A 22,998-nucleotide genomic window follows, 5' to 3' on the forward strand; every position below is an offset into this window, starting at 1 on the left:
TTAGTATTCCACAAATCAAGTGTGGCTCATACTTAATACACAACAATTCATGATATTATCTCTTATTTCTCTGAATAAAGAATATTTTTCAAATAGATGTTTTGCTACAACCTGCATTAACTCAAAATCATTCTCATGATCCAAGTCCAATACAGCTGTATCCACCATCTTAATCACATCACACTTTGTTTCAAATATTCCCTTCCCACTTTCAAGGAACTCCGGAGAATATGCATACAATGAGGCATTCATATCAAATATCTCTGGTGCTTCCTGCCTTGCATTAAATTTTGATGCTATAACACGTTCATATCCATTTTCAGTTTTCTTAACCATGTTGAAATAGGGATTTCTCCTTGAATCAGTTACTGAAAAAACTATATCTAAATTAGATTCTGTCTTTTTCCTTATGAGATCACCAACATCCTCTACAGTCCTCAATGGTGATGTTATGTCTAAATCCACAATCATGTCATAGTTAATTGACTTTCTCTTTTTCATTACATCTAAGCAATTGGAAATAACCTCAACTTTTGGTGTATTATCTGATCCAAGTGATGAATTTCTTTCAATTATATCTACTTGAAAATTTAGTTGTTCCTTAAACATCTTTATAAGTTCATTGCTATCAGTATTTAACACAACATCACAGTAAACATCAAGATTTTTCTTTCTATATAAATCAATTGCCGAAACAGTATAAAATGGCAATGGATAACCTAAAAATTCTTTTAAATTTTTGTTTTTAATTCCTTTAGAGCCAGCTCTACCGCAAATTGTAAAAAGTATATTCACTCTTATTTTTCCTCCTTAGCTATTTGAAGAGTTCTAAAAGCTATTGATATATCATTATCATTAGTAACTTTTTCTTCTATAATGTCAAAAAAATTCTCTATTTCTTTACATTGAAAATCATTTCTTTGTTCTTTAAATGATATTACTTTTCCACTCTTTAAATATCTTATTTGACTATTAGCAAGATCTCCAATAATTATATCTTCTTCTGTAAATATTTGAATTTCTCTTATTGTTTTACGGCCAAAATAATCTAAATGAACTTCTACAGCCTTATCTTTATACTTTGCTATGTATAAAGATAAATCATCGCTATCAATTTCCAAGTTAGAAAATTTGCCTATTATATTAAATATCTGCTCAGGTTCTCCAAATAAATAGCAAATATAATCCCATTCATGAATCAAATCAATTGAAACGCCTCCGCCTTGATCCTTGTGTGCACTATATGTATTACGATAATCCTGATTAGATCTCCATTCTGGAAGATAACTAGAACAAATAATCCTAGCACAATATACATTCTTTAAATCAATTTGATGTTTAAAATATTGAATTACATTGGTATATCTCAACGGACAGGCTACATAATATATACTATCATCTTTTAATTGCAATGAATCTATTGAAATATCTATTGTATCAAATACTGGCTTTTCAATAAACATATGCCTAGTCTTTGTAACAAATTGCTTTATAGTTTGAAAATGTAAATTTGTAGGATTCGTAACAAAGATAATATCATAATCATTTGGGGCAGAATCATATGAATAAAATGTATGACTTATATGTTGAGACATCTCTTTTTCTATTTCTTTACCTTTACCACTTCTTATCAAGTCGATCATGTATGAGTAATTTCTATTTTTTAGAACAGTTATAATGTTCTTTAAATGTCTGGTACCGATTGAACCAAGACCAATTATTCCTATTTTATATGTGTTTTTCATATTAAGCCTCTATTCTATCTATGATTTTTAGAATATCTTTGTCCTTTTCAAAGTTATATACTGATATTTTTCCTTCAGTCACTGCTTCAAAAAATGAAATTATTTCATTCAAATAGGCATTTTCAACTACAAAGCTACTATAATTGTTAAGTTGATCTATGTCCTCATACAAATTAATATTAACATCTTTCTTAGCTTCAAAATCATATACATACAACCCTGTTGGCGAACCATCCCAATGAATATAAAGCTGCTCACCATATACCTCTAAGTTTCTAACTGCTTTTCTTGATACCACATCAACAGCCAAAGTGCCTTTATGTCCATTCTTATGTTGAATAAGTAGCAAATAATTGTCATTATAATCAATATTTAAGCTGCTCATTTTACCCTTAATTACATCAATTTTAATGATGTGACCAAATACATCTATTAACCATGGTAGTTCAATAGCAAAAATTTCCCTACAACCATTGGAATGCTTATTACCAACAAAAAAATCTTTGTAATCTTCCCAAGGATGCCAATTCGGTAAATATTGTCCAATGTGGTATGTATAATTAAGAGTAGAATCTGTCCCTTGAGATAAAGTCCTAATTTTCTTAATTTCTTCTCTATACAAAAATGTTGATGACATGAATAATATTAATCCCTTTTGTTTGGCAAGAAGAATGTTTTCATCATACCCATCATCTACTAGGTTTAATTCTGTAAATACATGTAATCCATAATTCAAGCATTGTGTAATAATTTCACTATGTGATAGGGGTGATGTACACACAAAAGCACAATCAATATGTATTATATCTACTTCCTCAGTTAAGCTGTCAAAAGTCTTAATTCCATATTCATTTTCACAGGTTTTTCTTCGTTCTTTGTTTGTATCTACTCCAACTATTTCAAATGTATCTCTGTATTTATGAATCAAACGAATCCTTCTTTTCCCCATAGATCCTAATCCAATTACTACAATCCTCACTTACTTCACCTCATAGTCATAAAACTTCTTTTTTAAGTCTATTTTATCATTCAATAAAAAATCTTTTATGACAGCAACTATCTTTCCTGATGTATTTCCATCACCATAAGGATTAATAGTGTTGTGTGCTTTCTCCTTAAATTCTTCAGTTAAAGCTAAAGTTATGGCTTTATCAATTTTATCTTTAGTAGGTTCACAACTAATTACACTATCTGCTTGTATTCTTCCTTTTTGACGATCACCAACATTTATCGTCGGCACACCAAAGCTTGGTGCTTCAACCAAGGCACTTGATGAGTTTCCTATAACCATAGTACAATATTTCAATGCACTCAGATATCTAATCATGCCCAAGGAAGCAAATGCTACAGCATTATCATTTTCTTCTACAAAAGCATCAATCATTTGATTAATAATACGTCCATTTGCATCTGCATTAGCCTTAGTAAATATAAATTTCATATCCTTAAATACTTTACAAGCTTGCAACAAAGCCTGGATCTGCTCTGCCGCGTTATTATCTTCTAATGTTACTGGATGGAATGTAATTACAGCATATGGTTTATCCAACTTAAAATTAATGGATGTTTCTAATTCAGCTTTACTCATCAGCTTTTCATTTAAAACATTTTCTATTCCAATTGCTCCTACACAAAAAACTCTGTTTGGCTGTTCTCCAAGTTGAATAACTCGACGACGATATTCTTCGGTACTGGTGAAATGTAAATAGCTTAGTTTAGTAATAGCATGTCTAATAGCCTCATCTACTGCACCTTCCGTTGTTTCTCCACCATATAAATGTGCAATAGGTATTCTTTGATTCATAGCTACGCAGCAAACTGCCAAAGTTTCATATCTATCTCCAAGAACAATGAGCATATCTGGAATTAATTTACTAAAATAATCTGCAAAATTTATCATAGCCAATCCCATAGATTTAGATATTGATGATGGCGTATCTGCACTTAAGATAATTTCTATTTTTTCATCAATTTGAATTCCATCTTGCGCAATTTCTTTATATGTTAATCCAAATTCTGGTGATAAATGTGCTCCTGTTACAACTACATACACATCAAAATCTGAAATCTCTTTCAATTTATTTATAATTGGTTTTAGAAGTCCATATTCCGCTCTTGTAGACGTTAATATACTTATCTTTTTCATATTTCAATCAACTCGTCTTCTTCAAAATTTCTTACTGAAGTCTTCCCTATAACATCAAACCATCTCATAGGACTTATACCATTGCCTGGTCTTTTTACTGTAATGTTCTCTTTAGTAAAAGTTTCTCCTTTTTTTATCCTACATTTTGCAATTATACTTTTTCTTGCAATTGGAATATTTTTCATCTCTGATTCGGTAGGTTTCTTTTCACCATCACCTATAGCTGATTCAATATTTCTTATATATTTTACCATAGCTTTCAATTCATCTGGCTCTAAACTTGCTTTATGATCAGGGCCTTCCATATTTCTATCCAGTGTAAAATGTTTCTCTATTATTGATGCTTCCATAGCTACTGCAGCTATAGGAATTTCAATTCCCTCGGTATGATCAGAATACCCAACTGGTACATTAAATTTTTTCTTTAATGTATCCATTGCTTTTAAATTGACATCCTCATAGGGTGCAGGATACTCTGTAGTACAGTGAAGTAAGGTTATATCTTTACACCCATTAGCCTTCAGTATATTAATGGCCTCCTCTATTTCAACTATAGTGCTCATACCGGTAGACAAAATAACTGGTTTATTTGTTTTTGCTATTTTAATTAAATATGGGAGATTTGTGATTTCACCTGATGGTATTTTCCATATTCTTATACCTAAGCTATTTAAAAAATCTATGCTATCAAAATCAAACGCAGTAGAAAGAAATTCTATCCTCTTAAAGTCACAATATTTTTTTAACTCTTTAAAGTTATCAAATGATAACTCAAGTTTTTTAACCATTTCTAACTGACTTTCTGTTTTTGAAGTATTCTGATTTTGATATTCAGCTTTTTCTGCATATTTTGAAACTACTTTTTCGGATATAAATGTTTGAAACTTTATAGCATCTACTCCAGATTCAAGTGCCTTATCTATCATCTTTTTAGCTATTTCTATATCACCATTATGATTAACTCCTGCCTCTGCAATAATAAAGGATTTTTTATCCACTACTGTCACCTCAATCTATATCAAAATTCTATTTTTTTTGACGGAATTCCAACAACTGTGCTAAACTCCTCAACATCTTTAACAACTACAGCACCTGCTCCAACTGTTACATTTTTATTTATTGTTATCTCTTGTAAAATCTTAGCACCTGTACCTATTAAACATAAATCTTTTACACATACACTTCCAGAAATAGCCGTTAAAGGATTTATAACATTAAAATCTCCTATTTTCGTATCATGACCAATAGTTGAATTTAAATTAATTAGATTAAAATTTCCAATATCAATATTACAAGTTAAAGTAACTCCTGATGCTAATATATTCCCACATCCAAAAGATACTGTTCTAGAATCAAAAGTAACATTTGGATGTATTATATTAGGATAAACTAAATTATCAATCGATTGCATCTTGTTATATATTATAGCTTTAACTTTTGGACTGCCAATTGGAATAACAACACCCAATATTGAAAAGTTTTTAGCATATTCATAAAGATTTGAGTCACTTGAAACAACCTTATATCCATTTATTACTTCATTCCCTATTTTTGTTTCACTATCTTGAACAAACCCTAAAAAGTCATATGCTTTTACATTATTATAATTGTTAATTTGTTCAACAATATGATATGTTTCTTTAGATATACCTCCACTCCCAAATATTATAATTGGTAATCCATTTCATTTAATCATAATGAGCCTCCTTTTTCTTCCAACCTTTTCCTCATTTCTTCCATTCCATCAAGTTGCCCCATATCCATCCATGCATTTTCACTTATAGGATATATTCCTATCTTTTCTCCAGTAATTTTATATTTTTCAATTATATCAGGAAAACCTATAGCCTCTTCTTTTAACCCAGAAATAACTTCAGGTTCTACAATATAAACACCTGTATTAGTAAAAAATGATATTTCAGGCTTTTCTCTCATATTATCAATTTCACCATTTTCTCCAATTTCAATAACACCATAAGGTATTTTTATATTTTTTAAAGAACAAATCATAGTAATAAGATTTTTTTCTTTCTTATGGTACTGATATATTTTTTCATAATCCTCTTCTATGAGAATATCGCAGTTAGAAAGTATAAAAGTTGTGTCAATTTTACCTTTAAGAAGGCTAAGTCCCCCACCTGTTCCAAGTGGCTTATCTTCATCGATATATGTTATTGAATAATCTTTTTCTATTTCATTAAAATAAGCCTTTATCATATTCTTTTTATGATTAACAATTAAGTAGAAATTCTCACAGCCATATTTATAAAATCTATTTATTATGTGTTCTGTAATAGGTATTTCCCCGATTGGTATTAATGGTTTAGGTAATATCTTGGTATAAGGATACAACCTTGTTCCAAGGCCTCCAGCCATAATGACTACCGGTATGTCTAAATTTTTTTTAGTTTCAAATTCTTCATCGTTCCATGATGCAACTGAAACTATATTCTTATTTTTATCAACAATAGGAATAGCCTCTATTGAATATTTCTTCATATATTCCTTCGCTATAATCTTATCTTTTAAATAAAGGAATTTTGGATTATAATTTGCTATTTGTTTAATTTTTGCATCAAGATTGCCTTTTTTTAATATCCATCTTCTTATATCACCATCGGTTATAGCTCCTACAAATTTCGCATCTCTTAAAACAAATAAAACTTTCTTAGCAACTATATCTAGTTGGTTCATTGCCTCTATAATCGTACATTCTTCATCAATTAAAAAATCTTTAACATCCAACCTATCATCCTCCATGCTAATCAACTATCTATTTTTCTTAGGATTTTTCAAACACTCTGAAATATATATTACATTCTGTTTCGTCAAATTTGAACTACATGGAATATTTACTATATGTTCTAAATAGTATTTTGCCTTTTGAATCTTATAAGTCTGACTACTTAAATAAGGTAGCCAGATCATTCAATATAAAATTACTTTTATTGCTAATTTCATTACATATAAATTATCAATATCATTATTCTAAAAGAATTACTTTTTTATAAAATAAATATTTTCAAATTTCGTTAATGGACTTAAAATATGCGTATATATACTGTATCGTATATATAATAAAAAAGCTTAGAATAAAAACACATCCTAAGCAAACTTTTTGTGTTATCAATCGTGGAGTCGAGCATCTAATATTTATAGTGCTTGTTTTATGGAATATTCAATTATAAACCATTATTTTATCTATATTTGTTCTCATAAAGTCATTCCTTAATAAATTATTCTATTATTGCATACTTTATTTTAATAATTTTTTTAAAATAGGTTTTATTTCATAATTAAGAATATCACTTATAAGTACATCATCACCATTTTCAAAAGCTTCTAACAAAATAGGAAGTTTATTTGACAGTTTATCTATGCAGTTAACTTTAGATTCTAATATACTTTTTGATTTCATATTAATAACTATATCTAACTTATCTATTATATCTATTAACAATTTATAAGATTCATCTTTTTCTCTTTTATATATTGCAATTGAGAAATCCTCTATAAGTTCTATTAAGTTAGTAATTATTTCATTATATTTTTCATTATTAAAATTACCCATACTTCTATTTCTCCATATACATTTTATGTACTATTTTATTTATAGATTTATACACAGCATCACATCCTATAATTAAAGAATTCATAAGATTTTTATTTATTTTTATTTTTTCAACTGCTGTATCATAATTTTCTTTATTACCTAGAGCTGTTTCATTTATATTAGCCATCATTAAAACGCCTTGTAAAAATGTTCTGATTACATCTTCTTTAAATATTATTTGTTCAATAGTTTCTTTTTTTCTTAATTTTTTAAATACTTCTTTTAAATTTATTTTATCATTTAAAATATTTTTTTCTAACTTTTTTATCTCACTTAGTTGTTTTTTACAATCTATTTTTAAATTATTAGACTTTTGTGACAATTTTTTAAGTTCATTAATTCCTCCATTATATTTGGTAGAATCAACTTCATTTGAATGAGGAATTAACATATTTAATTCTGGAACACTTTTATTACAATACTTTGAAATGACTTCTTTCAATTTCATAATTTTAGTTCCACACTTAAATGCCCCACCTTCAGTAGCATCAATATAAAGTCTGTCACTATTATCCTTTGCAATTTCAGTTTCTAAAAAAACCAAAAAATTCTTAAAAGCATAGCTAGTAGGAAGTATATCTCCATTTATGCCTTTTACATATAATAAGTCTTTATTATCTTCTACCTTTTTCTTTATTTCTACATCTTCAGAATGGGTAACTCCTTCTTTGGTATAGGCTAGATCCTGACCTATGAAAACGATAGGATCTGCATTTACATATTTGGCAAAGGCAAAAGCTACATGAGCACAGGAAGTCCCCATATAAATTAATCTATTTTCACATAAAATATCCTTATTTATCCATTCGTTGATTTTTTCTCCCTGTTTTAAGCACAACAATTTTTTGTTAAATTTAAATTTCTCTAATATCTCTTTTACTACAACTGGTGGTCCAACAAATACTGTTTTATCCTCTAAAGTATTATTCTTATAAAAAGCATTGTATGTAGCCATTCCTCTTTCTATACTAAAAACTGCATCTGGAACAATATTATGTTTTTTCAATGTACTTATTACAGCATCTGTAGCCAATATTAAAGCTTTACCTCTGGCATTTTTCAATTCCTCTATATTTTTATCTAAAGATGGTCCTGCACTTACAATTATGGCAGGCATATTCTTATACTTATCTTTTACTACTTCTATACTGGGACTTTTTATAAGTTCCTTTATATTTTCGAAATTATTTTCAAGTCCTATTATAGTATCTTCAATATCATTTCCTAAATTAAATAATGCATGTCTGAATAAATCAATTATTCTTTTATTTACAGTATCTATCCATTCTCCATATATTGAATAATATGATAGCATAACTACAGGCACATAATTAATGCTTAGAGGCATTATAGAGAAACTCAAAAGATGAGAACTGATTTCCGCAATTATCTTCTGTTCATCACCAAAAAACAAGAAAACTTTACCATCACATATATCTAATAAATTCTCACTTCTTAAATATGTATTTAATATTTCCATATTAGACTCAATAACAAATATTTTGCTCTTAGGAGAACTTCTCTTTATAAGTTCTTTTATATGATATGCAAGCCCAATTCCATAGACTACAAATAAAGAATCCTTGTCAAAATCCATATCTTTAAAAAGCATGTTAATTTCATTGTTCACATTATATTTGCTATTTATATATAGTTTTTTACCCTTATTACTATATCTAAAAGTATGGTATCCATCTTTAGTATTTTCCACTTCATAATATTTATCTATAATTACATCTTCTTTATTAAATCTCCTAAGTATTTCTCTATTTATTTCAAAAAAACTTTTATACACAGTAAAACACCCACTTGCACATTATATATAACAAGACCCTGGTAAGCCAGAGTCTCATTAAATTACTTTTAACTATCTTAATAACTGAAGAACCTGCTGTGGCTGTTGATTTGCCTGAGCAAGCATAGCCTGTGCAGCCTGAGAAAGAATATTGTTCTTTGAGTATGTTGACATTTCTTTTGCCATATCTACATCTCTTATTCTTGATTCAGCAGAGGTCAAGTTTTCTGATGAAGTTCCCAAGTTATTTATTGTATGTTCCAACCTATTTTGTACTGCTCCCAGTTTACCTCTTTCAGCAGATACAGTAGCCAGTGCACTATCTAAAGTATCCAGTGAATTAGTTGCATCATCTTTTGTCATAACATTTAATGCTGCTTCCTGTTTTATATCTGTAGTTCCGTCAGTTACACCATTTGTTGAAGTAAATCCTGCCTGTCCTGCATTTCCTGTAATTCCAAGTGCTGCAGCTCTCATATCATTAATACTAAGTGCCATTAATTGTCCTGTATTTGCTCCTATCTGGAAAGTAGTATTAAATCCGCTTCCCTGCACCCCAGGTCCAACAATCTGTTGAATATTTGTCCCGTCAAAAGTAGCTGAGCCAGTAAATGTTAAACCAGCTGTCATATTTTTTCCTATTCCATCTTCAACAGTTATTTTCTGATTTGTTTTAGATACAAACTGAAGAGTATTATCTTTTGATAAAGCAACTTCAACCTTATCAGATATTCCAGCTTTTTGCAGTGATGCATTTAAATCTTTAACCAAATCATCCATAGCAGCTTTAGCTATATTGGCATCCGCATTATTTGTGTCATAAGTTCTATTTTCATCTGAATTTAAAACAACTTCAACTGCACTTTCACTTCCTATTGTAATCTTTATGGAATTGCCTTTTGTTATAGTTGTATCTGCTGTTGTCAATGAAACTGATGTTTTTCCCTCTACTCCAACCCTTTCAATTGTAGTATCTGTACCAACTGCTGTTTTAGCCGCTGTAAGACCAATGTCCGCTATTGCTCCACCAAAATCTATCTCACTTGTTGAACCCAGTGATTTACCTGTAAAAGTTAATGCTCCAGAAGTACTAACAGTTATATCTACTAAATCTGATAATTTAGTTCCTCCTGATGTAACATTTCCTAATTTAGAAGCTAAATCTGTTGCTGAAGTAGCCCCTACAGTAATTGTAATATCAAATACATAGTTATCAACTGTTATAGTCGAGCCTGCAGAGATAGTTGCTCCTGTAGTTATTGCTTTTGTTAACGCAATTTCAGCACTAGTAGCTTTAGTAATTTTATCTCCAGAGTTACTACTTACGCCACCATTCAATAACTTCTGTGTATTAAACTCAGTAGTATTTCCTATTCTGTTAATTTCTGATGTCAACTGATTTATTTCATCCTGTATTGAAGATCTGTCAGCAGTGGTATTAGTACCATTTGCTGCCTGGTTTGCCAATTCTCTCATTCTTTGAAGAATTGATGTAGTTTCATTTAATGCACCTTCAGCAGTTTGAACCATGGATATACCATCTTGAGCATTAGCTGAAGCCTGATCAAGACCTCTTATCTGACTTCTCATTTTTTCAGATATAGCCAGTCCTGCTGCATCATCTGCTGCGGTATTTATTCTAAGACCTGAAGAAAGCTTCTGCATTGATTTAGCTGCAGCATTTGAATTAATATTTGAGTTTCTAAGAGCATTATTTGCCATTATGTTGTGATTAATAATCATAATATTTCCTCCTTGATTTTCGCATTGGACATCCTTGTCCTTTTTATTTTTAAATTTTAATCTTATTCTTTACTAATATGTTTATCGTAATACTATTTTTAACCTTTATATATTTTTATTATTATTTTAAATTTTTTTGCTAAAAATAGCTGCTCCACTTACTAGTCTTCCATAAGCATTGGTAGCTCTTTTGTTTTTAGATATCCCTTCTAATTTTTCTTTAACTTCAGAAGATTTTTTTTTCATGATTATCTCTGCCCTGCTTTGAAGTTTTTCAATTTCAAGATCTTTATATATTTTTTTGCACTCCTCTTTATGCCCTGAAAAAGATATAAGTTTATCCAGTATACATTGTCTTTTTTCTATCTCATGTTGAATATCATCAAATTCATCTTTTTCAAGTAACTTTATGATACCAATTGTATGTTCTTTATAATCTAACAACATTTTTTTAATTTCTTCCATATTTAAAATCTCCTTAGATTTTAATTTCAATTATATATAAAAGCTCCTATAAAACCCTAACTGCTAAAGTAAGAAGAAATAATTGACTGTTGGGCACTCAAACTTTCCAGTGCTGTTTCCAATGCACTGAATTGTTTGTAATATTTTTCTTCATGATCATCCATTAAATCTGTAAGTTTATCTATAAGAAGTTGTTTTTGATATATTTGATCTGGAAGAGTACCTGAGCCTGAACCACCAGTTACACTGTAATCATCCTGAACATTTGCATATTTTGTAAGTGTTGCAGTATTGTAAGAACTTCCTATTACTCCCACATTATCTTTAATTATCTGATCCATTCTCTGAAATATACCGGATTGATTAAATTTTTCAGTAGAATCAGTACTTGTAGACTTAGTTGTAAATAGCTTCATAATTTCATCTGCATTATTAGTAAGTGCATCTATAAGTTTAGTATCATCTTCAATAGTTATTTTTGAACCTTGTGTATAATCATTAGAAGTATCAATTCCTAGTGTATTGTCACCCATACTTCCAAAATATACAGAAGATACACTGTTTCCATTACTATCCAAAACTGGGGAAGTAAATGCTGATCTTAAGCTGGTAAGTAAATTTTGTAAATTGTCATCATTCCTAAGTATTCCCTGTTTAGCTTTTTTATCCCAGTTAGCTATATCTGAATCACTCATATCTTCCTTTTGTGAATCTGTAAGTGGTGAGTAATCATAGTCTTTTTTTTCAGAAAGCTTGGTCTGTATATTATCTACTATTTTATTATAGTCATCTAAAAAATCTGTTATTAAATCATGCATTTGTGATGTATCTTTAGTCAAAGATATATTTACAGGTTTATCCTCATCTGTAGTTGATGTAACAGTATAAGTAACGCCGTTTACAGTAAAAGTATTTGAAGACTCAGTTAAGATTGTACCAGAAGTTGAACCCGGTTCTGTAATTGTAACAACAGCATCACTTCCTTGAGCAGATACATATAAATTACCATCTTCCATACCTAAAGCTTTTAATAAATCTTCATCTGTAGTATAACTAGTTCCTTCATCATCTGTATAAGTTTCTTTAATGGCTAGACTTGCAGTACTACCTGTGGCTTTAGTCTGAAACGTGAATTTTCCTGTCATATCATCAAAATTACCTGTTACAGCTCCTCCTGTAGCAGTTTCAATGGCTGTAATCAAATCATCTACAGTAGCTGAGCCATTCTTTCCTGTAGAACTATTATCCAAAGTTACAGATACATCTTTACCATTGTAGTTTAAATTTAATATAAGATTCTTATTTAAATCAAAATCACTAGATAAATCAGTCAATGCAGTGGTTGAAGAAGCAGATACTAAAGTTTTTGTTCCATCACCAATATCTGTTATACCACTTGTAGTCATTTTAACAGAAGATCCGTCAGCCGGAGTAAATTTTATATATGTGCCTGAAGAATCTGTTACTGCTGACACAGAAACTTCTCCATTCAGACCTGAAGAATTAATTTGGTTATTAATATATTTTGCAAGACTTTGAGCTTTCTCTGTATCTGTACTAGAACCACTATCATCAAATCCTGTTAAATCTAAACTTACGGAACTTCCTCCGTCTACTGAAAAGCTCATTGTTCCGCTTTTCCAATTCGACACATCACTTATTCTATACTGACTATTTACAGAATTTGAAGAGGAAATAGCTGCACTTTCAGCTATTTTACTCACTTCCATTTTATAAGTTCCTGTCTTTGCACTAGTAGAAGCTTTAGCAGTAACTATGGTAGAATCTGAACTTGTTGCTGCTATATTATTATAATTACTGGAACTTAATAAATAAGTACTTGTATTACTTACATTAAAATATTTTTCTTGAAGTTCCTTTATGTCAGAAATAATATCCTTATAAGCTTCCTGTTTCCATGTTATTATTTGCTGCTGCTGTTTTATCATGTCTATTTTTGTCTGATCCGCATTAAGCATCTTCTTTACTAAAGCATCCACATCCAAACCACTGTTTAGTCCCGTAATTCTAATACTGCTCCCGCCACCAGAACCTGTAGAACCTGTAGTACTACTCACTTCACTCATTTGCATTTCCCCCTTTTTCAATTCACAATGCACAGTTCACAATGCATAATTTTTAGTTTACGATTATTTTTTGCTTATGTTGGACTTAGAAACTTTATAAGCCTCTTCCCAGGTGTCCTTGACATTTTCAATAAGTGGAATCACCTCATCTATTATGCCAACATCTTTTTTCATATTAGCATCTACAAGTCTTCTTACTATAAAGTCATACACACTCATAAGGGATTGTCCCCAATCTCCTGCCTTTGAAACATCCAATGTAGCCATAAGTTCATAAAATATGTTCTGAGTTTTAATTATGTTTTCATGGGCTTTTTTTATGTCTTTATCGATTAAAGCTTGTCTTCCTATTTTTACAAATTTAGCTGCTCCGTCCACTAGCATTAAAAGCAGTTGGTCTTTGGACGCATAATTTACACTGTTAGTTTTATAGGTACTGTAAGCATTAGCTGTATACATTTAGTAAACCTCCTTTATTCAATTCACAATTCACGATGCACAGTGCACAATTTTCAATTTACTGTTTCAATTCACAGTTTACATACAATGTATTATAGATTTTTCATAGAAAAATCATCCTAAAATTGTGATTTGTAAACTGTGCATTGTGAATTATAAATGCTCACTATTTCTTCACATCTAAAATAGTTCCTCTTTCCCTATCCCTTGAAATGTTGTCCTTTTTTTCTTTAAAAGCCTCTACTTGTACTTCCTCTGTCTTAACAGCTTTTACTAAAATAGTTTTTTTGTCTTTTCCCTGTTTGTATTTATTAAGCTGGGAACTAAAATCCCCCTGTCTGTCCTTTCCCCTGTCTCTGTAATCTTTATTTATAAAAATTCCTCTTTTGTTGTGAACTTTTCCCGCACTGGTAGCATCTTTAACTCTTTGACGAACTTCCGGGTCTACTTTATTCAATCTAAATTCCATTAAAATCACCCCGCTTTATTTCAATTCACAATTAACAATTCACGATGCACTATTTCAATTCACTATTCACAATTTACAATTTACACATAATTCATTATAGATTTTTCATAGAAAAATCATCCTAAAATTGTGAATTATGCACTGTAAATTGTGAATTGAAAAAGCTGTTAAACTTTTTTGTCCATAAAAAGTCCTGCCAGTTCACATAGTTTGTCTACCATATCCACTATTTTCTTTGGTGGTATTTCCTTTACAACTTCTTTGGTATTATCATCTACTACCTTTATCATAACACTATTCAGTTTTCCATATATCTCATACTCAAGATGAGTAGGTTTATCTTCTAATAGTTTATTTAATTTATCTACAGCTTTTTTTGTATTTTTTGAATTTACATTTTTATCTTCAATGCCCTGATGCTGTAATTTAACATTAGCTGTACTATTATTTGCCGAAATTACTTCAGTGGAAATTTCTACTGTAGTTCCACTGTTGTTAGCTGTATCAAAAGATACCTGTCTTCCCTGACCTATATCTCTAACTTCCATGCTAAACACCTCTTAAAATTTACTTTTTATCTTTTAATTTTTTCAATATACTTATATCTGAAGCTGCTGAATTCTTATTTTCCTCCTCTATCTCCCTATAAAGTTCCTTTCTAAGTATGGTAACACTTCTAGGTGCAGATATGGAAAGTTTAACAGTACCTTCTTCTATTTTTGTAACTGTTATCTCTATATCCTCCCCTATAAATACAGATTCTCCTTTTTTTCTGCTTATAACTAACAATTGACCTCCCCCTTAAAAAGTGGGTATTTTATAGGATATTCCACCTTATCCAGTATTAATTGTTCCCCAATATTCTCTTTTATATTTACTACTATGGGAGCTTTCAAATTAATGGTTATATTTTTCAGAAGAGAATCTAAAGTAACTGTATTTACTATAAAAATATCTTCTACACTTTTTATTTTCAACTCAGATTCCTTGTCTTCATTTAATTCAAATTCATAGTCTTCTAATACATTAAAGGGAGATGCTGCTACAATTCCAACATTCTTATCTTCAATAGAGTGGAGTACATAAAATAAATTATTTTCCTCTACAGGAGCCAATATGAATTTTTTCAAATGTTCAAAACCTGGAATGCCTTTTTTAAAAACTATAATATCTTTTTCGCTGTATTCCAATACTCCGTGACATTTTGTATTTAACTTCATAGTCCTTCTCCTTCTTTAAAGTTTTTATTAATTTAGATAATCCATAAGAGTAGACTGCATTATCTTTGCACTGGTTTGAAGGCAGGCTATATATACCGTAATCATAGTGGAATACTCTACTGTTTTCTCTGTTACATCTATATCCTCTATTTTAGAGAGAGTTTCAGTCAAGCTTATCTTTGTAGAACTATTTTGAGTACTTAAATCCTCCATTCTGCTTTCCTTTGCTCCTATTTCAGAACGTACCTTCAGTATTTGTTTAGAAGCTGCATCTATGTCATCAAGATCTTCATTTGTAAGCTTTTCCTTTGCCGCCGTTGCATCATCTTTCCATATATAATAGTTTCCATCAGAACCCAGTATGGCACCTGTTGTATTTTCATCTACAGTATTGCCATCTGCATCTGTAGTGGATTCCACCTGTCCCGCCAAGTGGTGTACTATTCTATCCATAAGTGCCCTTATATCATCATCTTGCCCATCTCCATATTGCATTACATCCACTGCTGTGGCATTATAGCTTAAAACTACTCCTTGAGACACCTCTATATTTTTATCTGAAGCTATGTTGTCCATGGTTACACTTGAAATTTGTTTGCCTGAAGTAGATGCCATATCTGCTATATCTGTAGTAAGTTTTATGGTATCACTTTCATCAACAGCTAGAAATTTTATGTTCCCATCATTGATTTTTACTACATTTATTTTATCTTTAAGATTAGGGTTATTTTGTATCTGGGTATTTAAGTTCTTTATAACATCATCTACTGTTTTATCTGAGGAATTTACTGTTAACGAATAATCTGTGCCTGTTGTATCCGCACTGCCCTTCACATTAAAGGTTATGCTTTTGCCACTCCAATTGCCTGCATTAAAATCATCTGATATCACCTGGGGAAATGCCTCTATTATCTTCCCATCCTTATCTGCATACTTCAAAGAAATACATCCTTCATAGGTATCAGTGGAAGTATTTCCATTATCATCTGTTACTTTTCTGGTTATACTGTAGCTTTCCGTAGTCACAGGTTTAGATAGTCCTTGAGTACCTCCAAATATATATTCCCCTCCTAAGTTTGTGTTAAAAAGCTGTGCCAGCTGAGAAACTTGCTGGTTCACCTCATCATTTATTTTATCCCTGTCATCCTGTCCATAGGCTGCATTTCCTGCTTCTACCAAATTAGTTCTTATATTGGAAAGCACAGTTCCAATTTGCCCTAAAGTGGTATCCGTACTCTCCATCCAAGTCAGTGCAGTTTTTATATTTGTACCATACTGACTATTGGCATCTATAGAAGTTTGAAGCTGCATGGATTTCTGTACATTCAGCGGATCATCTGAGGGCTTGGAAAAATTTTTAGTAGAGGACAATTGCTCTTGTATTTTATTTAAATTATTTAAATTTCTCTTCATATCTGAAAGGAAACTATTTGTAAGATATTTATTTGTTATTCTCAAAATTTTACCCCCCTTGTTCAATTCACAATTTACAGTTCACAATTCACTATTTCAATTCACAATTTATAGTTTACAGTTTTTTCTGGTTGTTTTGACTATTGAACTTAATATTTTACATATTTCCTTACATTCTTTTAACAATTTATTTTTTTCACTTACATAGTGTGTTTTGATTAATAATTCCAGCCAGTATTCTGTTTCATTGGCTTCTTTTAATGCTATATTCATTTTTGATAAAAAGTCTCTTTTGGATTGTCCCCTTAGTCCCTCTTTAACATTTGCTCCAATACTTGTTCCTGAGCGAAGAAGCTGTCTAAACAAACTGTATTCCTTATTTTTCTCATACAACTGTTTGTATAAGCTCACTATCTCAACTGCAAATCGAAAAGATTTTTCTTCTATTAAATTCGTACTCATTTTCAAACCCCTTTAGTTAATATTTATCTTAAATATTAACTAAAGTAAAAATAAATATACTTAATCAATTCAAGATTCACAATTCACAATTTATAGAAATTACATAATTATAGATTTTTCCACGAAAAATCCTCCTAAACTGTGCTCTGTAACTGTGCATTGTGCTCTGTGAATTGTAACCTATCTCTTAAGTCCATTTACTACCACATCTAAAAGTTCATCTACAGTGGATATCATCTTTGCATTGGCCTGGTAACAGTGCTGAAACTGTATGAGATTTGTCATTTCCTCATCCAGTGAAACTCCTGATGTAGCTTCCCGGGACTGGGTAAAATTCTCAAGCTGGGTAGCCTCATAATCTACCTGTTTTTTTGCCTCCTGCTCATGCATACCCACCTTGTTCACTAGGTTATTGAAATAGTTGCTTACAGTAGTACCTCCATTTACTCCTCCTACGGCATACACATTATTTAAAGTGTCCTTTGTGGCAAAAATGCCTCCTATAAGATCCTCCCTTGATGAATCTTCTGTAACACTTTGAATATTCATGAGACTGTCTGCCAGCTGTGCTATGGCCAGTGCCCTGTTGGTATCCGTGTCGGTGCCCAGTGAATTTCCACTAGAGTCATACTTGGTGGCTATTTTTATTTTAGAAGGGTCATTTAATATATCTATATTTACAGTTATATTGGCCGCTGTTATGTTATTTTCATCTTCTTCTGAGTTATTTCCGTCAGTGTCTCCATTTACAAAGAAATTATTGATTCCTCCCTCTGGAGAACCACTGTTGTCTGCTACCCAGGTACTGCTTTGACTTATTATGGCATTTACTGAAACAGCTAGGGATTTTGCAAGTTTATTAAGTTCATCCTGATATTCCGCCACATTGTTTTGAACAGATACATACCCTTTTAATTCTCCAGAAGGAGGGATAAAAAGTGCCAGCTGATTAAAATTTATCGGGCTGTCAACGGTGGTACTGCTGCTGCTTAAATTTCCGTCAATTACCTTGGCATCTTTTCCTGCTGCATCTTTTCCATCCTTTACCTTGTAGGCAGTTCCATCATTATTAGCCCAGAGAACCCTGCTGGTATTTAATTGTTCTGCTTCCTCTTCAGTCATACTTACATACATGGTAACTTTATTATTGTCTGAAAGTGTATCCCCTTTTTTATAATAGGATACCTCATAGGTGGCTTTTCCAGTAGTTACATCAGCATCTGTCTTTTTGTTTATGCTGGTTACACAGGAAAAGGTGGCTACATTTATATTGTCTGCATCATTTGACTGTACTATATTAAGTGGAGAACCTCCCTCTGAAATCAAAGGTGCTGTGCCATTGTCATCTGCATCACCATATATGGAACTGTTGGAGGTAGTTACGTCTATACCCTCATAGTCTCTTGGATTTATGGTTATACCAAATTTTTCACTGAGCTTGTCAAGCAACAAATCTCTGCTGTCCATAAGATCGTTTGGATTGCTGCCAGACATCTTTACATCCCTTATCTGCTGATTCAATTCCGAAACCTGCTTTAGCATACTGTTTATGTCAACTACTGCAGTTTTTATTTCACTTCTGGCATTATCCTTTATACTTGTAAGCTGGGAGTAAACACTGTTTAAATCATTGGTAAGCTGATAGGCCTGTTGAGCTACTGTACTGGTATTTTGTGAAGAGGACGAAAGACTCTGCCAGGAATTAAAGAATTTACTCATAAGAGAGGATAGTCCACTATCTGTAGGTTCATTTAACACATTTTCCACCTGACTTAAATATTTATCCTTGGCAGTATAATGGCCATTAACTCCATTTTCCACTCTTATCTGATAATCTATGAAACTATCCCTTATCCTATCTATGGAGGATACCGTTACTCCCGTTCCCAACTGCCCTGCAACAGTTGCGGAATTCATGGAAGGCATGGTATAAGGGGTAGTGGTAACAAGAGTAGCTCTCTGTCTTGAATATCCTTCTGTTTCTGCATTTGCTATGTTGTGAGAAGTAACATTTATTGCACTCTGCTGGGCAAAAAGCCCACTTTTTGCGGTATTGAATATTGAAAACAACCCCGGCATTTAATCATCTCCTTTTTTTCAATGCACAATTGTCAATTCACAATTCACTATTTCAGTTCACAATTGTCAATTCACAATTCACAATTATTGTGAACTGTTCATTATGAATTGTGAATTGTACTCTGTGAATCGTGCATCGTGAATTGTGCATTGTATAAATCATCTGCTCTTTCCAATGGAGTTGTAGGTTTTTGCCTCCACATTTGGATTCAGCGCCCTTAGTATTTGCTGGGTAAAAATCATACCCTGTTTTATCAGTGCTTCATTGGTATCCTTTTGAAACTGCATTTTTTCAAGCACTTTTACTATATCCTCATAAATCCTTTTTAAATTTTCATCCTTTGCTTCTTCTATTATTTCCCTCATGAATCTTCCTTTAGTGAGTTTTCTTCTCTTCATTTCAAGGAGAGCTACAGCTTTACTTCTCTCCTCCAGCACTTTCACTATTTTATCTAAATTAAAAGCTTCTCTTCTTACAAGATATCTGCTTTGTTCTTTTAAAGCTTCTAAAAGCCTTTCTAAAACTACATACTCCTCTTCCATTATATGCTTTAATTCCAAAAGCACCTTTTTCACCTCCCTAGCAGGACATATTACAGTTTTTCCTTCATAGCTTCTATGATTTTGGCTGCCACCAGCTTCTTATCCACATTATAAGTTCCGTTTTCCACAGCCTTTTTGATATTTTCTACCTTTTCCTTAGAATTTATGGTTTCATCCCCCTTGACATAAGAGCTTAAACTTTTTCCAAGAGATGAAATTTCAATGGAATCTTTTTGCCCGGCAGCTCTGGTTGCTCCATATTCTTTTTTACTTTTATCATATATGTTCAATATTTTATTTAAACTGATTCCATTAATCTTCATATAAAAATACACTCCTTAAACTTAACAGCTTTACTGGTTCTTCTGTAATGATTATTAATATTATCGGGTATATAAATTTAATATTTATACTTTATACAAAAGATAAAGAGGTTAATTTTATGCTAAAATCCCTTTATCTTCCCACTTTAATAAAGCTGTAAATTTAATAATATAAAAGATTAAAAGCAGAGAGAATACTCTCTGCTTAAAAACTTCATCCCCTATTTAAGAGAACTAATTCTATCTTCGCTGCTTATAATGCTCTTTATCCTTACCCCGAAATTTTCATCTATTACAATTACTTCTCCATAGGCTACTTTTTTTCCATTTACAAGTATTTCTACAGGCTCTTCTGTCAATTTATCCAATTCCAGGAGAGATCCCGTACCAAGATTTAAAATATCCTTGATGCTCTTTTTGGTTCTCCCAAGTACTACGGATATTTCAAGAGGCACATCCAGTATCAAGTCTATATTTCTAGGCACATTACTGCTCCTTGAATGTGAGGTATCTAAAGGCTGAAATACCGCCTTTTGCACCTCTACAGGCTGTTTGTTCACACTGTTTTCTATAGGTTTTTCATATATATGGCTTGAATTTTCCATCTGTGGCCGTGGTTTTGGAGAAGGCGGCTGTACACTTTCAACTTTAGCAGGTGCAGGTGGCTTTGGCTCTTCCACTTTCTCCTCTACTTTTTCTTCCACTTTTTTCTCCGCTTTTTCTTCTTCTTTACCCATCATTATGGAAATTATTTTTTTAGCAGTATTTACAGGAAATAGCTGCATTATATGACTGTCCACCAATTCTCCAATTTTAAGAGAAAAGGATACTTTTATAATGGTTTCATCCTCTGATATCTCCTGGGACAAAGGTTCCGTGGCATCGTCCCATATGTTGGAGACCGGGGGAGAAATATTTATTTCTCTCATGAACATGGTTGCCATAGAAGTGGCTGCAGAGCCTATCATCTGATTCATAGCCTCAGATACTGCACTGGTTTCTATCTCCCCTAGTTCTTTCATTTCCCCTTCAAACTTTCCATCTCCGCCCATCATAAGATTTGCTATTACATAGGCGTCTGTAACCTTCATAACCAGAAGATTTTCTCCAATTATACCTGCTGTATATTTAACTTCCAGGGCCACATTTGGAATCTCAAATTCATCTTTTAATTTTTTCAAGGTGGTCAAAGTTACCACCGGAGTGGTTATATTTACCTGTTGATTTATTATTGTAGAAAGTGCTGTGGATGCAGAACCCATGGATATATTACCTATTTCCCCAAGTAAGTCTTTCTCTACATCTGACAATTCTGACCCATTTTCACCTTCTACTGCTGCTTCTTGTGGAGAAGTGTTTTCATCTTCTTGTCCCCCATTTAAAAGTGCATCTATTTCTTCTTGTGAAAGGAAGCCATTACTCATAATTTTCCACATCCTTATCTATAATATCCAATATTTCAACCCCCATATTCTTTCCTATTATACCGGGTTTTCCATAGTAGTACACCTTGTCCTCAAGCATAAGCTTCACAGGATCTGTAGTTTTTTCCTTTAATTTCAGCACATCCCCTATATTCAAATTTAAAAATTCATCTACTGTTAATTCTACAGTTCCAAGAACTGCTGTAAGGTGAATCCCTACTACGTTTAATCTCTTCCTAAGTTTTTCCTTGGATTGGGCTAATATTTCTCCATCCCCTTCTTGAAACCAATATTGAACCACTAACTTATCAAGTACTTTTTCTATGCTTAAATAAGGAATACATATATTTATGAAAGTAGTACTTTTACCGAGTTCCACTGAAAAACTTATAAGAGCAATGGGATCATTAGGTGCAAGGGTCTGATTCAGTGCAGGATTTGTCTCTATTCCCTCTACTTCCGTTTCCACTTCCATTACATCTTCCCAGGCCAATTTGAGATTTGATATGAGTCCTTCATTTACTACTTTTATGATATTTTTATCTATGTCTGTAAATTCTCTGGCCTTATATTTTCCTGTTCCACTTCCCCCTAAAAGCAGATCTATAATCTCAAACACAAATTGAGGATTTATTTCAAATAGTACAGTTCCACTTAAAGGCGGCATTTTAAATATGGTCAAAATAGTAGGGTTTGGCACAGAATGGATAAACTCTTCATAGGTTATCTGCTGCACGGATTCCACTCTTACTTTTACATTGCTTCTAACCTGTGCAGTTAAATAATTGGAAATTATCCTGGCATAATTGTCATGAATAAGCTCCAGAGTTCTTATATGATCCTTGGAAAATTTCTGGGGACTCCTAAAATCATAAGGTTTTACCTTCTGCTGTTCCTCCTCCTGGGGTACCTCATCCGGGGTAAGCTCCCCTGTAGAGAGGGCAGCCAGGAGGGCGTCTATCTCATTCTGCGATAATACATCTGCCATTTTCTTCCCCCATTTCTCGAGAAA

24 protein-coding genes are annotated in these 22,998 nt (G+C 31.9%); all 24 read right to left on the bottom strand.

Features of this window, described 5'->3' with window-relative positions; translation table 11 throughout:
* Positions 1-15: 15 nt before the first annotated feature.
* Positions 16-795, bottom strand: a complete 780-nt coding sequence (locus tag V7Q02_RS05090) for an acylneuraminate cytidylyltransferase family protein (protein ID WP_333859915.1) — start codon at positions 793-795, stop codon at positions 16-18.
* 2 nt (positions 796-797) lie between these two features.
* Positions 798-1,745 carry a Gfo/Idh/MocA family oxidoreductase gene (locus V7Q02_RS05095; RefSeq protein ID WP_333859916.1) on the bottom strand — a complete coding sequence of 316 codons (948 nt, stop codon included), beginning with the start codon at positions 1,743-1,745 and terminating at the stop codon, positions 798-800.
* A 1-nt stretch (position 1,746) separates the two neighbouring features.
* Positions 1,747-2,724: a Gfo/Idh/MocA family protein gene (locus V7Q02_RS05100; RefSeq protein WP_333859917.1), complete on the bottom strand. Its 978-nt coding sequence runs from the start codon at positions 2,722-2,724 to the stop codon at positions 1,747-1,749.
* Positions 2,725-3,891, bottom strand: a complete 1,167-nt coding sequence (gene neuC / locus V7Q02_RS05105) for a UDP-N-acetylglucosamine 2-epimerase (protein ID WP_333859918.1) — start codon at positions 3,889-3,891, stop codon at positions 2,725-2,727.
* Positions 3,888-4,889, bottom strand: a complete 1,002-nt coding sequence (gene neuB, locus V7Q02_RS05110; RefSeq protein WP_333859919.1) for an N-acetylneuraminate synthase — start codon at positions 4,887-4,889, stop codon at positions 3,888-3,890. The genes neuC and neuB overlap by 4 nt, the downstream gene beginning before the upstream one ends.
* 20 nt (positions 4,890-4,909) lie before the next feature.
* Entirely contained in the window at positions 4,910-5,563 is a 654-nt protein-coding gene (locus V7Q02_RS05115; protein ID WP_333859942.1) for a NeuD/PglB/VioB family sugar acetyltransferase, read from the bottom strand.
* A 20-nt stretch (positions 5,564-5,583) separates the two neighbouring features.
* A complete protein-coding gene (locus V7Q02_RS05120; protein WP_333859920.1) occupies positions 5,584-6,636 on the bottom strand; it encodes a sugar phosphate nucleotidyltransferase in 1,053 nt (350 codons plus the stop codon).
* A 511-nt stretch (positions 6,637-7,147) separates the two neighbouring features.
* Positions 7,148-7,462, bottom strand: coding sequence for a hypothetical protein (locus V7Q02_RS05125; protein WP_333859921.1), 315 nt, complete (start codon positions 7,460-7,462; stop codon positions 7,148-7,150).
* Between the two features lie 4 nt (positions 7,463-7,466).
* The gene (locus tag V7Q02_RS05130) at positions 7,467-9,299 is read right to left on the bottom strand and encodes a motility associated factor glycosyltransferase family protein (protein WP_333859922.1); all 1,833 of its coding nucleotides are present in this window, start codon (positions 9,297-9,299) and stop codon (positions 7,467-7,469) included.
* A 72-nt stretch (positions 9,300-9,371) separates the two neighbouring features.
* Positions 9,372-11,042: a flagellin N-terminal helical domain-containing protein gene (locus V7Q02_RS05135; RefSeq protein ID WP_333859923.1), complete on the bottom strand. Its 1,671-nt coding sequence runs from the start codon at positions 11,040-11,042 to the stop codon at positions 9,372-9,374.
* Positions 11,043-11,168: 126 nt separating this feature from the next.
* A complete protein-coding gene (locus tag V7Q02_RS05140; RefSeq protein WP_333859924.1) occupies positions 11,169-11,507 on the bottom strand; it encodes a hypothetical protein in 339 nt (112 codons plus the stop codon).
* 56 nt (positions 11,508-11,563) lie between these two features.
* On the bottom strand, positions 11,564-13,594 hold the full coding sequence (fliD, locus tag V7Q02_RS05145) for a flagellar filament capping protein FliD (protein WP_333859925.1): 2,031 nt from the start codon (positions 13,592-13,594) through the stop codon (positions 11,564-11,566).
* Positions 13,595-13,657: 63 nt separating this feature from the next.
* Positions 13,658-14,053 (bottom strand): flagellar export chaperone FliS, encoded by a 396-nt coding sequence (gene fliS, locus V7Q02_RS05150; RefSeq protein ID WP_333859926.1) that lies wholly within the window; start codon positions 14,051-14,053, stop codon positions 13,658-13,660.
* 166 nt (positions 14,054-14,219) lie between these two features.
* A complete protein-coding gene (locus V7Q02_RS05155) occupies positions 14,220-14,522 on the bottom strand; it encodes a hypothetical protein (protein WP_333859927.1) in 303 nt (100 codons plus the stop codon).
* A gap of 167 nt (positions 14,523-14,689) precedes the next feature.
* Complete coding sequence (locus V7Q02_RS05160; protein WP_333859928.1) at positions 14,690-15,070, bottom strand: flagellar protein FlaG; 381 nt, start codon at positions 15,068-15,070, stop codon at positions 14,690-14,692.
* A 19-nt stretch (positions 15,071-15,089) separates the two neighbouring features.
* Entirely contained in the window at positions 15,090-15,311 is a 222-nt protein-coding gene (gene csrA / locus V7Q02_RS05165; RefSeq protein ID WP_333859929.1) for a carbon storage regulator CsrA, read from the bottom strand.
* Positions 15,305-15,742, bottom strand: a complete 438-nt coding sequence (gene fliW / locus V7Q02_RS05170; protein ID WP_333859930.1) for a flagellar assembly protein FliW — start codon at positions 15,740-15,742, stop codon at positions 15,305-15,307. The genes csrA and fliW overlap by 7 nt, the downstream gene beginning before the upstream one ends.
* Positions 15,743-15,769: 27 nt before the next feature.
* Complete coding sequence (gene flgL, locus V7Q02_RS05175; protein WP_333859931.1) at positions 15,770-17,200, bottom strand: flagellar hook-associated protein FlgL; 1,431 nt, start codon at positions 17,198-17,200, stop codon at positions 15,770-15,772.
* A 63-nt stretch (positions 17,201-17,263) separates the two neighbouring features.
* Positions 17,264-17,617 carry a four helix bundle protein gene (locus V7Q02_RS05180; protein WP_333859932.1) on the bottom strand — a complete coding sequence of 118 codons (354 nt, stop codon included), beginning with the start codon at positions 17,615-17,617 and terminating at the stop codon, positions 17,264-17,266.
* A gap of 180 nt (positions 17,618-17,797) precedes the next feature.
* A complete protein-coding gene (flgK, locus tag V7Q02_RS05185; RefSeq protein ID WP_333859933.1) occupies positions 17,798-19,696 on the bottom strand; it encodes a flagellar hook-associated protein FlgK in 1,899 nt (632 codons plus the stop codon).
* A 159-nt stretch (positions 19,697-19,855) separates the two neighbouring features.
* A complete protein-coding gene (locus V7Q02_RS05190) occupies positions 19,856-20,263 on the bottom strand; it encodes a flagellar protein FlgN (RefSeq protein ID WP_333859934.1) in 408 nt (135 codons plus the stop codon).
* Between the two features lie 26 nt (positions 20,264-20,289).
* Positions 20,290-20,562, bottom strand: a complete 273-nt coding sequence (gene flgM, locus V7Q02_RS05195; RefSeq protein WP_333859935.1) for a flagellar biosynthesis anti-sigma factor FlgM — start codon at positions 20,560-20,562, stop codon at positions 20,290-20,292.
* A 221-nt stretch (positions 20,563-20,783) separates the two neighbouring features.
* Entirely contained in the window at positions 20,784-21,986 is a 1,203-nt protein-coding gene (gene fliY / locus V7Q02_RS05200; RefSeq protein ID WP_333859936.1) for a flagellar motor switch phosphatase FliY, read from the bottom strand.
* Positions 21,979-22,974, bottom strand: a complete 996-nt coding sequence (gene fliM / locus V7Q02_RS05205; RefSeq protein ID WP_333859943.1) for a flagellar motor switch protein FliM — start codon at positions 22,972-22,974, stop codon at positions 21,979-21,981. The genes fliY and fliM overlap by 8 nt, the downstream gene beginning before the upstream one ends.
* Between the last annotated feature and the right edge of the window lie 24 nt (positions 22,975-22,998).

The organism is Clostridium sp. (genome assembly GCF_036781005.1).
GTDB lineage: Bacteria > Bacillota > Clostridia > Clostridiales > Clostridiaceae > Clostridium_B.